This is a genomic window from Brachymonas sp. J145 (assembly GCF_036312245.1).
Classification (GTDB): domain Bacteria; phylum Pseudomonadota; class Gammaproteobacteria; order Burkholderiales; family Burkholderiaceae_C; genus Brachymonas; species Brachymonas wangyanguii.
The window spans coordinates 179,690-194,748 of sequence record NZ_JAZDCI010000002.1 but is presented as its reverse complement, the minus strand read 5'-3'; the positions used below and the strand labels follow the sequence as shown (position 1 = coordinate 194,748).

Sequence of the window (15,059 nt, the reverse complement as noted above, 5' to 3'; positions counted from 1 at the left end):
TGACTCTATTCTAGAGGGGTGGCACCGGACTGTCCCGGCGTGCGGCATTGGGACTGGTTTCAGGTTGTTGCCTGTCTTGCGGCAATATTACGCGGCTGGCCAGCCCAGATACCCGGCTGCCCGCGCCACGTCCACCGTCTCCAGCCGCGGCATGATGCCGAGGCAGGGCGCTTGCAGGCGCTGCTGCAGCGTGGCGATGTTGTCCTGCTGTACCAGCATCTGCGGGTCGATATGGTTGGCGACCCAGCCGGCCAATGGCAGGCCGCTGGCGGCAATCGCCTGTGCCGTGAGCAGGGCGTGGCTGATGCAGCCCAGACGCAGGCCGACCACCAGCACCACCGGCAACCGCAGCGCTACCGCCAGATCGGCCAGGGTGTGCTTGTCATCCACGGGCACCAGCCAGCCGCCCGCGCCTTCGACGACCACGGTCGGGGCGTAATCGCGCAGCTGCAGGTAGCGCTCGCGCAGCGTGTCCAGGTTGATCTGTACGCCAGCCTGGCGCGCCGCCACATGTGGCGCAATCGGCGGCTCGAACAGGTAGGGGCAGCGCAGTGCCTGTGGTGCGCGGATCGGGCTGGCCTGATCGAGCAGGGCGACGTCGTCGTTGTGCCAGTAGCCGCCGGCGTCGTCCTGGCGCCAGTCGGCACCGGCGGCGACCGGCTTCATGCCGATGCAGGGCTGGCCGCTGGCGTTGTAGCGGTGGATCAGCGCCGCGGCGATCAGGCTCTTGCCGACTTCGGTATCGGTGCCGGTGACGAATACGCCGTGTGCGAGAGAGGCGGGAATGCTCATGCGGCTGGCTCCAGCACATCCAGCAGGCTGCCGAGCGCGCCATCAGCCAGATGCTGCAGCTCGACTGCGTGCAGCACATAAGGCGGCATCAGGTAGATCGTGTTGCCGATCGGGCGCAGCAGCAGGCCACGCTGGCGTGCCGCCAGATGGTAGCGCTGCGAAAAAGTGCCACCGGCCATGCCGTTGCGCGCATCATCGGCCGACTGGTCGGGAATGGCAGCGGGATCGATATCGCAGGCCCAGATCATGCCCTGGCGGCGCACGTGGCGCACCGCTGGGTGCTGCGCCAGCGGCTGCAGCGCCTGATCCAGCTGCTGGCCCAGGACCTGGTTGCGCGCCAGCACGTCCTCGCTCTCGAAAATGTCCAGGCAGGCCAGCGCGGCGCGGCAGGCCAGCGGGTTGCCGGTGTACGAATGGGAATGCAGGAAGGCAGTGCGCACATCGTCGTCGTAGAAGGCCTGGTAGATGCTGTCACGCGTCAGCACCAGCGACAAGGGCAGGTAGCCGCCGCTGATGCCCTTGGACAGGGTGATGAAGTCCGGCCAGATGCCGGCCTGCTCACAGGCGAAGAAAGTGCCGGTACGGCCACAGCCAACGGCAATCTCGTCCGCAATCAGGTGGACCTGGTAGCGGTCGCACAGCGCGCGCAGCTGGCGCAGGTAGTCGGGATCGTGCATGGCCATGCCGGTGGCGCACTGCACCAGCGGTTCGACGATGACGGCGGCTATTGTGCTGCCATGCTGTTGCAGCAGCGCCTCCATCGCCTGTGCCGCCTGGTTGGCCGCCTGTTGCGGCGTGGCGGCCAGGCGTGCATCAGGGCTGGGCGCGATATGCGTCTGGCGCACCAGCGGCTGGTAGGCGTGGCGGAAGATATCGACATCGGTCACGCTGAGCGCGCCCATGGTTTCGCCGTGGTAGCTCTGCGCCAGATAGACATACTGGTGCTTGTCTGGCTGGCCGCTGTTGCGCCAGTATTGCGCGCTCATCTTCAGCGCAATTTCCACGGCCGATGCGCCATCGGAGGCATAGAAGGCATGGCCGAGTACGCCGCCGGTCAGCGCCGACAGCCGCTCGGACAGTTCCACCACCGGCGCGTGGGTGGAGCCGGAAATCATCGCGTGCTCCAGCGTGCCGAGCTGGTCGATCAGCGCCGCATTGATGCGCGGGTTGGCGTGGCCGAACAGGTTGACCCACCAGCTGCTGATGCCGTCCAGGTAGCGATTGCCAGCCTCGTCGTACAGCCAGACGCCCTGGCCGCGCGCGATCGCCAGCGGGGGCAGGCGTTCGTGCTGCTTCATCTGCGTGCAGGGGTGCCAGACGCTGCGCAGGCTGCGCTGGCTCAGGGACAGGGCTGGGTTCGTCATGTCGGCCGGTAAAAAGTCACACACCGCCCAAGTGTAAGCCTTGGGGCCAGGCCACGTGTTGTCACAACCTGGGATACCGTCTGACAGGTCTCTGCAAGCTGGCGTGACACAATAGCTGCTGCCCCGGGGAGACCCGTTACTACAAGAGCTATGCAAAGTCCCTACGAACTCCTGATTGGCTGGCGTTACACACGCGCCGGCCGGTCAACCCGACGCAACGGGTTCATTTCCTTTATTTCGGCAGCTTCCATCATCGGCATCGCGCTGGGCGTGGCAGCACTGATCATCGTGCTCTCGGTCATGAACGGCTTCCAGAAGGAGGTGCGTGACCGTATGCTGGGCGTGGTCTCGCACATCGAGCTGTACAACCCGGACGGCACCGGCCTGCAGGACGTGCAGGCGGTGGTGCAGCAGGCGCGCACCAACCCCGAGGTGATCGGCGCCGCGCCCTTTGTTTCCGGCCAGTCGCTGCTGAGCCTGGGCGACACCATGCGTGGCGTGCTGGTGCGCGGCATCGAGCCGGGCCTGGAGCATGAGGTCAGCAATATCAGCGAGCAGCAGGCGGCGGCGCTCAAGTCGCTCACGCCGGGCAGCTTCAACGTGGTGCTGGGCGTGCAGCTGGCACGTTCTCTCGGCGTGCTGCCGGGCGACAAGGTGACGATGATCGCGCCCAGCGGCAACGTCACCCCGGCCGGCGTGATGCCACGGCTGAAACAGCTGACCGTGGCCGGCACCTTCGAATCCGGCCATTTCGAATACGACAACGGCATGATGATGCTGAACGTGCAGGATGCCGCGCTGATCTACCAGCTTGAAGGCCCGATGGGCGTGCGCCTGAAGATCCGCGACCTCAACGAGGCACCCACGGTGGCGGCGCAACTGGCCGGCCTGTTCCAGGGCCAGCTGCTGGTGAGCGACTGGACGCAGCAGAACAAGAGCTGGTTTGCCGCCGTGCAGGTGGAGAAGCGCATGATGTTCATCATCCTGACGCTGATCGTGGCAGTGGCGGCCTTCAACCTGGTCAGCACGCTGGTGATGAGCGTGCAGGACAAGCGCGCCGATATCGCCATCCTGCGCACGCTGGGCGCATCGCCGCGCAGCATCATGCGCATCTTCATGGTGCAGGGTGCCACCGCCGGCATCATCGGCACGCTGGCCGGCCTGGCGCTGGGGCTGGCGGTGGCGGTGAATATCGATGTCATCGTGCCTTTCTTCGAGCGCCTGTTCAACACCAGCTTCCTGCCCCAGGACATCTACCTGATCAGCAAGATGCCGAGCGATCCGCAGGCCAGTGATATCGTGCCGATCGTGGTCGTGTCGCTGATCCTGTCCTTCCTGGCGACCCTGTATCCGAGCTGGCGTGCCAGCCGCGTCAACCCGGCGGAGGCCCTGCGCTATGAGTAACATCGTCCTGCAGGCGCAAGGCCTGACCAAGCGATTCCATGAGGGTCGCAATATTGACCTGACCGTGCTGCGTGGCATCGACCTGACGGTGCACGCGGGCGAAACGGTGGCCATCGTCGGTGCCTCCGGCTCCGGCAAGAGCACGCTGCTGCACATGCTGGGCGGGCTCGATGCGCCCACCAGCGGTAGCGTGCAGATCATGGGCCAGGACCTGGCACAGCTCTCGCTGGCGAAGCAGGGCGAGCTGCGCAACCAGTATCTCGGCTTTGTCTACCAGTTCCACCACCTGCTGCCCGAGTTCACCGCGGCGCAGAACGTCGCCATGCCGCTCTGGATCCGCCGCCAGGATCGCGCCAGTGCACAGCAGCAGGCGCTGCAGATGCTGGCCCAGGTCGGCCTGTCCGAGCGCGCCGAGCATCGCCCGGCAGAACTCTCCGGCGGCGAGCGCCAACGCGTGGCGATTGCGCGTGCGCTGGTGACGCAGCCGGCCTGCGTGCTGGCCGACGAACCGACCGGCAACCTGGACCGCAGCACCGCCGACCAGGTGTTCCAGCGCATGCTGCAACTGGCGCAGGACAAGGGCACGGCCTTTGTGCTGGTCACGCACGACGAGGAACTGGCCGCCCGCTGCGACCGCCAGTTCCGCATGACGCAGGGCGTGCTCGAGCCCTTGCATACCACCGACCCGACGCCGCCGCTGCCCATGGCATGAGCTTCTGGATCGACACGCACTGCCATTTGGACGCGGCCGAGTTCGATGCCGACCGTGACGCCATGCGCCAGCGTGCGCGCGGGCAGGGCGTCGGCCTGTGCGTGATCCCCGCCGTGCACGTGCATGCATCGCATGTGGCGCAGGTGCAGCAGCTGGCACGCCAGTGGGGCGATGCCTATGCGCTCGGCATCCACCCGATGTGCGCCCTAACGGCCGGCGAACGTGAACTGCAGCAGCTGGCCGAGCAGCTCGATGCAGCCCGTGATGATCCGCATCTGGTGGCGGTGGGCGAAATCGGCCTCGACTTTTTTGTGCCGGAACTGTGCACGCCACAAATGCGTGCGCACCAGGACTGGCTGCTGCGTGAACAGCTGCGGCTGGCGCGCCAGCACCAGCTGCCAGTGCTGCTGCATGTGCGCCGCTCGGTCGATGCCGTGCTCAAGGCGCTGCGCCAGCTGCCGCCGGCCAGCGGCATCGCCCATGCCTTTGTCGGTAGCCGGCAGCAGGCCGATGCCTTTCTGGGGCTAGGCTGCAAGCTCGGCTTTGGCGGTGCCATGACTTTTGACCGCGCCACGCGCCTGCGCGCCTTGGCGGCCGAATTGCCCGACGATGCCATCGTGCTCGAAACCGATGCCCCCGATATCGCCCCGAGCTGGCTCTACGCCACCGCCGCCGAACGCGCCGCCGGCCAGCAACAGGGCCGCAATGCCCCGGAAGAAATCCCGCGCATCGCCCAGGTGCTGGCCGACTTGCGCGGGCAGCCCTTGGCGCAGCTGCAGCAACAGGTGCTGGCGAATACGCTGCAGGTGTTGCCGCGGCTGCAAGCGCTTTTGCCCCAGGGTCAGCCATGAGCCTGCTGTCGGGTCTGGCTCCCATTGCCGATAGCCACACGCGCCTGCTGGTGCTGGGCAGTTTTCCCGGCGTCAAGTCGCTGCAGCTGCAGCAATACTATGCACACCCGCAAAACCAGTTCTGGCGCATTCTCGGTACCTTGTGGGATCAGCCCTTGCAACAGCTCGACTATGCCGGGCGCTGCCAGCAGGCACTGGCGCACGGCCTGGGCATCTGGGATGTCTACGCCAGCTGCGAGCGCGAAGGCAGCCTGGACAGTGCGATCCGCAACGCCACGGTGAATGATTTTGTCGGGCTGACGCAGCGCAGTCCGCAGCTGGAGGCGATCGCGCACAACGGTGGCGAGAGCTGGCGCCACCAGCGCCATACGCGCACGCTGGGTCTGCCGGTATATCGATTGCCATCTACCAGCCCGGCCAACGCCAGCTGGAGCTTCGAACGCAAGCTGCAGGCCTGGCGCGAGGTGCTGGCGGCGCATGGCCTGGCCTGAGTCCCAGATGGCAGCGGCGTTCTACAATGCCGCATGTCCAAGCAACGCACCCCCCAGCCCGAGCCGTACTGGCCTGAAGTGAATTTCTCCGAAGACGGCGTCTGCCGTTACCTGCATCTGGGCACCGAATGGGTGCAGGGCGCGATGCGGCTGAAGGACCCGGTGAAGCTGGAGCTGGAGTACGTGCAGCGCATGATGGCCTGGCTGCTGTTTGTCGATCCCGACAGCGTAGCCGAACGCCATGCCATGCAGCTCGGCCTGGGTGCAGGCAGCCTGACGCGCTTCAGCTACCGCAAGCTCGAGATGCTGACGTCCTGCATCGAGTTCAACCCGCAGGTCTATGCCGCCTGCCGCCAGTGGTTCCGTCTGCCGGACAATAACGAGAAGCTCAACGTGATTCTGGGCGATGCCGCCGAGGAAATCCGCCAGCCCGAATGGCAGGGCGCGATCGATGCGCTGCAGGTGGATTTGTATGACGAAGAGGCGGCCGCCCCGGTGCTGGACCATGCCGATTTCTACCGTGACTGCAAGGCGCTGCTGACGCCCGATGGCTGCATGACGGTCAACCTGTTTGGTCGCGACAGCAGTTTCGATGCCAGCCTGACCAGGATCTGCGAAGCCTTTGGCGAGACGGCGGTCTGGACGTTCAAGCCGACGCGCGAGGGCAATACCGTGGTGCTGGCGCAGGCCACGGCAACGCACCCTGAGCGGGCCTTGCTGGAACAGCGCGCGCTGGAAATCAAGGAACGCTGGGGCCTGCCGGCGCACAAGTGGCCGAAGGTGTTGCGACCGGTGGCCGAACTGGCCTGAAGCGGCAGGCTGGGTCAGCTGGCGTTCGGCTGGGTCAGGTCGGCAAACGGATCCTCGGCCTGGAAGCGCTGGTGCAGCAGCTCCTGCGCGGCCGGGATATCGCCGTTGGCGCATTCCAGCTGCTTGTCCAGATGGCGCTCGGAGGCCTGCAGCAGGCGGCGGTAGAACTCGCGGCACATGATGCGCGCCTCGTTGCCCGGCCAGTCATGCGGCAGCAGTTCGGCCGGCAGTTCCGGATCGCGCAGCAGCAGGCGGCGGTATTCGTGCACTACCAGCGTGCGCAGCAGAAAGGCCTGTTCGTCGGTGAGCGCATCGGCTGACTGCTGGCGCAAGGCCTCCAGCAGCGGGCGGTAGCTGTTGACAAAGGCGGTATAGGACGCGCCCAGGTGTTCCAGATCCCAGGCGTGCAGGATCATGTCCACGTTGCGCGCCGAATTGCCAAAATGGTTTTCTACCGCCAGCAAGGGCATCAGCTTGTGCAGCAGTTCGCCCAGGCCTTCGGAGAGCAGGGCGTCGGAGGCGGCGGTCAGGTCGGCGCTCGGGTGGATGAAGCAATCGCCACCGACCAGGCCAAAGCCCTGCCAGAACATGGCGCGGCGCAGCAGCTCGCGTTCACGGGCGCTGAGCTCGCCCACCGTCAGCATCAGGCGCCAGCGACGATCCCAGGCGGGCGCGCTGGAGGCGTAGATGTGGCGCGCGGCGTCTTCGATGCGCTGCTGACCACCGGGCGTCAGCAGGTAGTCGGCCTTGCGGCCATGCGCCTCGGTGCGCAGCCAGCCTTCCTGTACCAGTCGAAACACGGAAGTGCGGATCAGGCGTTCGCTGATGCCCAGCGGCTTGAGCAGGCGGATCAGACTGCCCAGCCAGATGCGTCCTCCACGCGGATGGACGGCATCGCCGAATACGGAAATGATGACGGAGCCGGCGCGTACGCGACTTTGCTGGCTGAACGCATCGATATGGGCTTGGGCGAGGGAAACAGGCATGCGGGAGCCGCGTGAGGGGGAAGCAGGTAAATAGGGGATTATAGGAAGGTATCCAGGCTCCCGTGAGTATGGCGTGTCATGACGTCAGCTAGATGTCAGTTGGTGCTTGCTGGCCATATAGGGTGGAGCCGAGCCGGGTAGACAGGGTGCGTGCCGCCTGCTGCAAGGCCTGCATGGCCGCGCTGTGTTCGCCCAGGTCGCTCATGCCGGCAATGCCGACCACCACCAGCGCCATGGTGATCTCGTTGCGGAAATTGAACACCGGTGCCCCCAGCGCCTGCACGCCGCTGGCAAAGTAGTTCTCGCGCACGCTCACTGCGCCCTGCTGGCGGATCTGCGCCAGCTGCTCGCGCACATCGGCCAGGGTGCGCGGCGGTGCATCGGCTGGCTGGCGGCGCAGTTCGTCCTGGATCATCGGCAGGATGCGCGCCTCGGGTAGCCAGGCGGCAAATACCAGGCCGCTGGCGCTGCTGAGCAGGTCCACTTGCACGCCAGTGACCACGTTGACGGTAATCGGCCGGCGCGGCCGTTCCCAGCGCACGATCACCGGCCCGCCCGGTGTCCAGACCGACAGCGCAGTGGTTTCGTTGATGCTGTTGCGCAAGTCCGAGATCGTTTCCAGCCCAAGCCGGACGCGGTCGATGCGGTTGACGGCGGCCATGCCGATGCTGAGGGCGAACGGCCCCAGGTCATAGTGCGAGCTGGCCGGATCCTGCGTGACCAGACCGGCGCGGATCAGGCTGACCAGATAGCGGTGCGCCTTGGCCGGCGGCATGTCGGCCTGCAGGGCGATATCGCGCAGCATCATCGGTCCCTGGCTGTTGACCAGGACCCGCACCACCGCCATGCCGGTTTCGATGGATTGCACGCCGCTGCGGCTGTCTTTCTCCAGCACGCTCATGGCTGGCACTTTCCGTGCAGAGGCCATGCTGGCCGCGCCGTGGGGCAGGGCGCCGGGGCGGAGGTGCCGGCAATCGGGTTGACGTGATACATGTTTCTTGTTTGCTCAGGTGACGAGATGAAGGTGTTGCAAAAACACGGAAAAGCGCGAATTCCGGGCCAGCCTGGGGGCCGTGACAGAACCGTGTACTTGCGCTAACACCATGATTTTGATGGATGGAAAGCCTGTTTTTACTCCATGCAAAACGAATTACACCAATCGTAAACCCTAGTGTGAGAGCTGGAGAACGATACCTATAATCCGCCACGAAGTGACCATCTGTAGCAAGACTGCGCCTGTTCCAGGTCAGTAGCTGCAGGCGGCAACACCCGGGTCCGGCAGCCCCCTTTCCCCAGCTGCCGGACTGGTCGACCCGACACCATGTGCAACCACGAACCTAGAGGACTCCCCACATGAAATTCGCCTTCAACAGCCTGAAAACAGGTACTTCCCTGGCGGTCACGGCCGTCATGCTGGCTGGCGCTGCCACCCTGCTCACGGCGTGCAACTCCAAGAGCTCCGGCGATACGGCGGCCAGCGGCGCTTCCGGCGCGGCAGCTGCCAACGCCACCGGCCCGATCAAGATCGGCAGCGTGCTGTCGGTAACCGGCCAGGCCTCTTTCCTGGGCGATCCGGAGCTGAAGACGCTGCAGATGTACGTGGAAGACATCAACAAGCAGGGCGGCGTGCTGGGTCGCCAGCTGCAGCTGGTGCACTATGACGATGGCGGCGATGCCAACAAGGCCAACAGCTTCGGCAAGCGCCTGATCGAGGACGACAAGGTGGACGTGATTGTTGGTGGCACCACCACCGGTTCCACCATGGCGATGGCGCCGCTGGTCGACAAGGCCGGTGTGCCGATGATCTCCCTGGCGGGCGCCGTGGTGGTCACCGAGCCGATCAAGAAGTGGATGTTCAAGACGCCGCAGACTGACCGCATGGCTGCCGAAAAAGTCTTTGATGACATGAAGAAGAACGGCATCACCAAGATTGGCCTGCTGTCCGAGACCAGCGGCTTCGGCCAGTCCGGCAAGAAGGAAACCGAGGGTGTGGCCGGCAAGATGGGCATCGAGATCCTGGCCAACGAAACCTATGGTCCCAAGGACACCGACATGAGCGCCCAGCTCACCAAGATCAAGAATACCCCTGGCGTGCAGGCCGTGTTCATCTTCGGCATGGGCCAGGGCCCGGCCGTGGCCACCAAGAACTACCGCCAGCTCGACATCAAGCAGCCGCTGTACCAGTCGCATGGCGTATCTTCCAACGCCTACCTGCAGCTGGCCGGTGACGCTGCCAACGGCGTGCGCATGCCTGCTTCCCCGCAGCTGGACCCGACCGCGCTGAAGGCGGATGACCCGCAGAAGCCGGTGGTCGAGGCCTACAACAACGCCTATCGCGCCAAGTGGAACCAGGAAACCTCGGCTTTCGGCGGCTACGCCTATGACGGCCTGATGATCGCCGTGGACGCCATCAAGCGTGCCGGTACCACCGACAAGGAAAAAGTGCGTGATGCCATCGAGAGCACCCAGGGCCTGGTCGGTACCAGTGGCATCTTCAACATGTCCCCGACCGACCACAACGGCCTGGACATGCACGCCTTCAACATGCTGGAGGTGAAGGACGGCAAGTGGACTCTGGTTCCGTAATGCCTTCCGGCCTGCCGGTGTCAGCCTGACCTGGCGGCCTGTTTTCCTCTTGATCCTGTCGCCAGGCTGGCGGCAGGATCCTGTTCCCCTCCGGTTGCATTGTCAGGCGGCCAGCGCCAACCTGGCGCATACACCACATAACAAGCACCGCCGCACTGGATCGCCCGGTCTGCATGACCGACCCGCCCCAGTTCATCTGACACCAGGGAGTATTCACCATGGCAGAGTTCCTGCAATTCCTGTTTTCGGGCATCACGGTCGGATCGACCTATGCCCTGGCCGCGCTCGGCTTTACCCTGATCTACAACTCCAGCAACGTGATCAACTTCGCCCAGGGCGAGTTCATCATGCTGGGTGGCATGCTGGCGGTCTATTTCAGCCAGACCGGCCTGCCGATGCCGGTCGCCTTCCTGCTGGCGATCCTGATTCCTGCCGTGGTCGGCATCCTGATGGAAAAGCTCACCATCGAGCCGGTCAAGGGCGCCGAAACCGTGACCCTGATCATCATCACCATCGGTGCCTCGCTGTTCATCCGTGGCCTGATCCAGGTCTGGCTGGGCAAGGGTACTTTCAGCCTGCCGGCGTTCTCGGGCGAGACCCCGATCATCATCCTGGGTGCCGCGATCCAGCCGCAAAGCCTGTGGGTGCTGGGCGTGACCGCCTTGGTGGTGGTGGCGCTGTGGTACTTCTTCAGCCGTACGCTGTCCGGCAAGGCCATGCTGGCGACCTCGTTCAACCAGACTGCGGCGCAGCTGGTCGGCATCAACACCAGCAAGGTGCTGTTCATCAGCTTCGGCCTGTCGGCAGCGCTGGGCGCGCTCGGCGGCATCCTGCTGACGCCGGTGACCATGACCTCCTATGACGTCGGCATCATGCTCGGCCTGAAGGGTTTCGTCGCTGCCGTGGTGGGCGGCCTGGGCAACGGCCTGGGTGCCGTGATCAGCGGCCTGCTGGTCGGCGTGCTCGAATCCATGGGGGCCGGCTATATCTCTTCCGCCTACAAGGATGCGATTCCCTTCATCCTGATCCTGCTGGTGCTGTTCTTCATGCCGCGCGGCCTGTTTGGCGGCAAGTCTACCGACCGGGTGTAAATCATGCGCAAGACAACGACCTGGATTTCCCTGCTGGTGCTGGCGGCCTGCCTGATCGTGGCGCCGTTCGTGATCAGCAACGCCTTCTACCTGGACCTGCTGATCCGCATCGCCATGAACGCCATCATCGTGTTGGGGCTGAACCTGCTGGTCGGCTTTGCCGGCCAGATCAGCCTGGGCCATGCCGGCTTCCTCGGCATCGGTGCCTACGCCTCGGCGATCCTGCCGACGCACTTTGGCTGGCATCCGCTGCTGGCGCTGATCGCCGGTGCCGTGCTGTGTGCCGGGCTGGCGGCGCTGATCGCGCGGCCGATCTTCCGCCTCAAGGGCCAGTACCTGGCCATGGCCACGCTCGGCCTGGGCATTCTGGTCAACATCGTGCTGCGCAACGAATCGCAGCTGACCGGTGGCCCGGACGGCATCGTGGTGCCGACAATGGAGCTGTTCGGCTTCGCGCTGTCCACCGACCGCCACTGGTACTGGGTCGTGGCTGCCTTCCTGGTGGTCAGCGTCTGGGCCTCGCTGAACCTGATCGACTCGCCGTTTGGCCGCGCGCTGCGTGCACTGCATGGCTCTGAAGTGGCCTCGCGCGTGGTTGGCGTGAACGTGGTGCGCTACAAGGTCGCCATCTTCACCCTGTCGGCGGTATTTGCCAGCATCATGGGCAGCGTCGCTGCGCATTACGTTGGCATGGTCACGCCGTCGTTTGCCGATTTCTTCCACTCGGTCGAGCTGATCACCATGGTGGTGGTGGGCGGCATGGCCTCGGTCTGGGGCTCGCTGCTGGGCGCGGCGCTGCTGACGGCGCTGCCGCAGGCGCTGGCCACTCTGGAAGGCTGGGAGACGGTGATCTTCGGTGCCATCCTGATGATGTTCATGATCTTCCTGCCCAAGGGCATCGTGCCCACCCTGGCCAGCAAGTTCGCCAAGAAGGAGGATTGAGCATGTCCATGCTTGACGTACAGAACCTCTCCATCCAGTTCGGCGGTGTCAAGGCCGTCAACGATGTGTCCTTCAGCATCGATCCCGGCATGATCTATGCCGTGATCGGCCCGAACGGTGCCGGCAAGACCACGCTGTTCAACCTGATCACCGGCGTCTACAAGCCGACCAGCGGCAAGATTCGCCTCAACGGCGAGGAAATCCAGGGCAAGTCCCCGGACGAGCTGGCACGCCGTGGCGTGGCGCGCACCTTCCAGAACCTGCAGATCTGCATGAACATGTCGGCGCTGGAAAACGTGATGGTGGGTGCGCACCTGCGCCTGGACCGTAACCTGATCAAGGGTGCGCTGCACCTGCCGTCGATCACGCGTCGCGATGCCGAACTGCGCGAGGAGGCGGCCGGCCTGATGGAATTCGTCGGCCTCGGCAAGCAGGTCGGCATGCGTGCCGACGCCATGTCCTACGGCGCGCTCAAGCGCCTGGAAATCGCGCGAGCGCTCGCCATGCAGCCCAAGCTGCTGTTCCTGGACGAGCCGGCAGCCGGCCTGAACCACACCGAAACCCATGAAATCGATGAACTGGTGCGCAAGGTGGCCGACAGCGGCGTGACCTGCGTGCTGGTCGAGCACGACATGAAGATGGTGATGAACCTGTCGCAGCGCATCCTGGTGCTGGACTATGGCCGCAAGCTGGCCGAAGGCACGCGCGAAGAAGTCCGCAACAATCCCGACGTGATTGCTGCCTACCTGGGCGTACATGCCTGAGACGCCCGAAGGAAACCCCATGGAAGCCTTGCGCATCATTACCGAAGAACACCAGAACCTGTGGCGCATCGCCGCCACGCTCGAACTGCTGGCCAACGAGATCGGCGAAGGCAAGCCGATCGAGGACGATTTCTTTGTCGTCCTGTTCGATTACCTCGACAAGTACGTGGACGGCAGCCACCACGGCAAGGAAGACGCCCACTTCTTCCCGCTGCTGCGTGAGCGCAGCCCGGAAGCGGCCGCTGTGCTGGACCGCCTCGAAGCCGACCACCGCCACGGTACCGAATCGGTGCGCGAGCTGCGCGCCTCGATGGCGCGCGCCATGCAGGGTGATGCCCAGGGCCGTGCCAGCTTTGTCGCGCACCTGCGCTCCTATGCCGTGCTGCTGAAGGACCACATCCGTACCGAAGAAAAGGACGTGATGGCGCTGGCGCGCAAGAGCTTTACCGAGGACGACTGGACGCACATCAACGCCGTGTTTGCCAACAACGCCGATCCGCTGTTTGGCGACGAGGCGCAGGCCGAGTTTGCCCAGCAGTTCCACCGCCTGAGCAGCCTGGCCCCGGAATCGGTTGGCCTGGGAGCCAGCGAAGGCGGCAAGCTGCCAGTGGCGCCGGCCGGTCAGGCGCACAAGCCCACTGGCGAGCTGCTGCTGTCGGTGCAGGGCATGGAAAGCTGCTACGGCCGCATCAAAGCGCTCAAGGGTCTGGACGTGGAAGTGCACCAGGGTGAACTGGTGGCGCTGGTGGGTGCCAACGGTGCTGGCAAGACCACCTTCATGCGCACGCTGTCGGGCGTGCAGCCGATGTCGGCCGGCAAGATCATGTTTGCCGGCGAGGATATCTCGCGCCTGCGTGCCGACCTGCGCGTGCGCCGCGGCATCTGCCAGAGCCCGGAAGGGCGTCAGGTGTTCGGTCCGCTGTCGATCGAGGACAACCTGCGCCTGGGCGCCTTTACCCAGTCGCGCGCCACCGTCAACGAGGACATGGAGAAGGTGTTCAGCATGTTCCCCATCCTCAAGGAAAAGCGTGCGCTGCCGGCCGGTACCCTGTCTGGCGGCCAGCAGCAGATGCTGGCCATCGGCCGCGCCTTGATGGGCCGCCCCAAGCTGCTGCTGCTCGATGAGCCTTCCATGGGCCTGGCGCCGCTGCTGGTGGAAGAGGTGTTCAACGTCATCAAGGCGCTCAAGGCGCAGGGCATGACGATCCTGCTGGTGGAACAGAACGCTTCCGCCGCGCTCGCCATTGCCGATCGCGGCTATGTGCTGGAAACCGGCTCCGTCACGCTGACCGGGCCGGGGCAGGAACTGCTGCAGAACGAGGATGTGCGGGCGGCGTATCTGGGGATGTAAGCTGCAGAACCCAGGTCTGCAATGACCTGGGTTTTTCCACTTTGGAGCACCTTATGCGAGATGAGGTGTTTTTTTTGATATCTAAATAAAAAATAATACTAAAATACTATTTTAGTATTTCGGCATTGTCTGATGCATGTCAGTTTGCCGTAGTGGTACGGCTGGACTAGTGACGTTCTTGCATGTCGAAATATATCCTTGACGGAATATTCTTTGGCGGGAATAATTTGACATGTGGGAAGTGGAGTACACGGACACGTTTGGAGCCTGGTGGGCAGATTTGCACGAAGCCGAGCAGGAGTCGATAGCGGCTTCGGTCAGCTTGCTGGAAGCCAGAGGCCCGCAGCTGGAGTTTCCTCACAGCTCGGGTATTGTGGGCTCCCGACATAGTCACTTGCGTGAATTGCGGGTACAGCATGCAGGGAGGCCCTATCGGATCCTGTATGCCTTCGATCCCCGCAGGGCTGCCATCCTGTTGCTGGGTGGTGACAAGAGTGGGAACACGCGCTGGTATGACATCCATGTTCCCAAGGCAGATGCCCTGTACGACGAGCATCTGACACTGTTGCGAAAGGAGGGACTGATCAATGACCAGAAAATTCAATGACTTGCGGGCGGCCATGTCGCCGGAAGCACAGGCGCGTTCTGCTGCGCGTGCCGAAGCCATGTTGCTGGAAATCCAGTTGCAGGCGTTGCGCAAGAACCGCCAGCTGACCCAGGTCGAGGTGGCTCGCCATATGCAGGTGGAACAGGCGGCAGTCTCCAAGCTGGAGCGGCGAGAAGACATGTATGTCAGCACACTGCGTGAATATGTGCGGGCCCTGGGAGGGGAGCTGAAGCTGATCGCATCGTTCCCGGAACAGGATTTCCTGCTGCACTCACTCGATGACGCTGGCCGTAGCGCATAAGGAATCG

The 15,059-nt window shown here is 64.3% G+C and carries 16 protein-coding genes and 1 pseudogene; 13 read left to right on the top strand and 4 right to left on the bottom strand.

All coding sequences use genetic code 11. From position 1 onward, the window contains the following. Positions 1 to 87: 87 nt before the first annotated feature. Positions 88 to 792 (bottom strand): dethiobiotin synthase, encoded by a 705-nt coding sequence (bioD, locus tag V1261_RS03230; protein WP_329770000.1) that lies wholly within the window; start codon positions 790 to 792, stop codon positions 88 to 90. After that, positions 789 to 2,156 carry an adenosylmethionine--8-amino-7-oxononanoate transaminase gene (gene bioA, locus V1261_RS03225; RefSeq protein WP_329769999.1) on the bottom strand — a complete coding sequence of 456 codons (1,368 nt, stop codon included), beginning with the start codon at positions 2,154 to 2,156 and terminating at the stop codon, positions 789 to 791. Before bioA ends, bioD begins: the two co-directional genes overlap by 4 nt. Before the next feature lie 150 nt (positions 2,157 to 2,306). Between bioA and V1261_RS03220 the strand changes: the two genes are divergently transcribed. The 5 genes from V1261_RS03220 to V1261_RS03200 are packed head-to-tail and all read left to right on the top strand — an operon-like array spanning position 2,307 to position 6,424. After that, the gene (locus V1261_RS03220; RefSeq protein WP_329769998.1) at positions 2,307 to 3,560 is read left to right on the top strand and encodes a lipoprotein-releasing ABC transporter permease subunit; all 1,254 of its coding nucleotides are present in this window, start codon (positions 2,307 to 2,309) and stop codon (positions 3,558 to 3,560) included. Continuing rightward, positions 3,553 to 4,272 carry a lipoprotein-releasing ABC transporter ATP-binding protein LolD gene (gene lolD / locus V1261_RS03215; protein WP_329769997.1) on the top strand — a complete coding sequence of 240 codons (720 nt, stop codon included), beginning with the start codon at positions 3,553 to 3,555 and terminating at the stop codon, positions 4,270 to 4,272. Before V1261_RS03220 ends, lolD begins: the two co-directional genes overlap by 8 nt. After that, positions 4,269 to 5,123, top strand: a complete 855-nt coding sequence (locus V1261_RS03210) for a TatD family hydrolase (RefSeq protein WP_329769996.1) — start codon at positions 4,269 to 4,271, stop codon at positions 5,121 to 5,123. Before lolD ends, V1261_RS03210 begins: the two co-directional genes overlap by 4 nt. Continuing rightward, positions 5,120 to 5,614: a DNA-deoxyinosine glycosylase gene (locus V1261_RS03205; RefSeq protein WP_329769995.1), complete on the top strand. Its 495-nt coding sequence runs from the start codon at positions 5,120 to 5,122 to the stop codon at positions 5,612 to 5,614. The genes V1261_RS03210 and V1261_RS03205 overlap by 4 nt, the downstream gene beginning before the upstream one ends. Before the next feature lie 33 nt (positions 5,615 to 5,647). Further along, positions 5,648 to 6,424 (top strand): class I SAM-dependent methyltransferase, encoded by a 777-nt coding sequence (locus V1261_RS03200; RefSeq protein ID WP_329769994.1) that lies wholly within the window; start codon positions 5,648 to 5,650, stop codon positions 6,422 to 6,424. A gap of 14 nt (positions 6,425 to 6,438) precedes the next feature. On the opposite strand, the gene paaX is transcribed toward V1261_RS03200, so the two are convergent. Together paaX and V1261_RS03190 are read right to left on the bottom strand one after the other, a co-directional pair. Then, the gene (gene paaX / locus V1261_RS03195; protein ID WP_329769993.1) at positions 6,439 to 7,410 is read right to left on the bottom strand and encodes a phenylacetic acid degradation operon negative regulatory protein PaaX; all 972 of its coding nucleotides are present in this window, start codon (positions 7,408 to 7,410) and stop codon (positions 6,439 to 6,441) included. A gap of 88 nt (positions 7,411 to 7,498) precedes the next feature. Continuing rightward, positions 7,499 to 8,311 (bottom strand): IclR family transcriptional regulator, encoded by an 813-nt coding sequence (locus tag V1261_RS03190; protein WP_329769992.1) that lies wholly within the window; start codon positions 8,309 to 8,311, stop codon positions 7,499 to 7,501. 452 nt (positions 8,312 to 8,763) lie between these two features. On the opposite strand from V1261_RS03190, the gene V1261_RS03185 reads away from it, so the two are divergent. From V1261_RS03185 to V1261_RS03150, 8 genes and pseudogenes are all read left to right on the top strand, one after another. Next, positions 8,764 to 9,996, top strand: coding sequence for an ABC transporter substrate-binding protein (locus V1261_RS03185; protein ID WP_329769991.1), 1,233 nt, complete (start codon positions 8,764 to 8,766; stop codon positions 9,994 to 9,996). A gap of 218 nt (positions 9,997 to 10,214) precedes the next feature. Then, positions 10,215 to 11,087, top strand: coding sequence for a branched-chain amino acid ABC transporter permease (locus V1261_RS03180; RefSeq protein ID WP_329769990.1), 873 nt, complete (start codon positions 10,215 to 10,217; stop codon positions 11,085 to 11,087). Positions 11,088 to 11,090: 3 nt separating this feature from the next. Beyond that, complete coding sequence (locus V1261_RS03175; protein WP_329769989.1) at positions 11,091 to 12,029, top strand: branched-chain amino acid ABC transporter permease; 939 nt, start codon at positions 11,091 to 11,093, stop codon at positions 12,027 to 12,029. A 2-nt stretch (positions 12,030 to 12,031) separates the two neighbouring features. After that, positions 12,032 to 12,793, top strand: coding sequence for an ABC transporter ATP-binding protein (locus V1261_RS03170; RefSeq protein WP_329769988.1), 762 nt, complete (start codon positions 12,032 to 12,034; stop codon positions 12,791 to 12,793). Then, positions 12,786 to 13,211, top strand: a pseudogene (locus V1261_RS03165) (hemerythrin domain-containing protein); the annotation flags it as partial. The gene V1261_RS03170 and the pseudogene V1261_RS03165, both read left to right, overlap by 8 nt. Positions 13,212 to 13,442: 231 nt before the next feature. Continuing rightward, entirely contained in the window at positions 13,443 to 14,144 is a 702-nt protein-coding gene (locus tag V1261_RS03160; protein ID WP_329770124.1) for an ABC transporter ATP-binding protein, read from the top strand. 232 nt (positions 14,145 to 14,376) lie between these two features. Next, the gene (locus V1261_RS03155) at positions 14,377 to 14,751 is read left to right on the top strand and encodes a type II toxin-antitoxin system RelE/ParE family toxin (protein ID WP_329769987.1); all 375 of its coding nucleotides are present in this window, start codon (positions 14,377 to 14,379) and stop codon (positions 14,749 to 14,751) included. After that, positions 14,732 to 15,052: a helix-turn-helix domain-containing protein gene (locus tag V1261_RS03150; RefSeq protein ID WP_329769986.1), complete on the top strand. Its 321-nt coding sequence runs from the start codon at positions 14,732 to 14,734 to the stop codon at positions 15,050 to 15,052. The genes V1261_RS03155 and V1261_RS03150 overlap by 20 nt, the downstream gene beginning before the upstream one ends. Positions 15,053 to 15,059 lie beyond the last annotated feature (7 nt).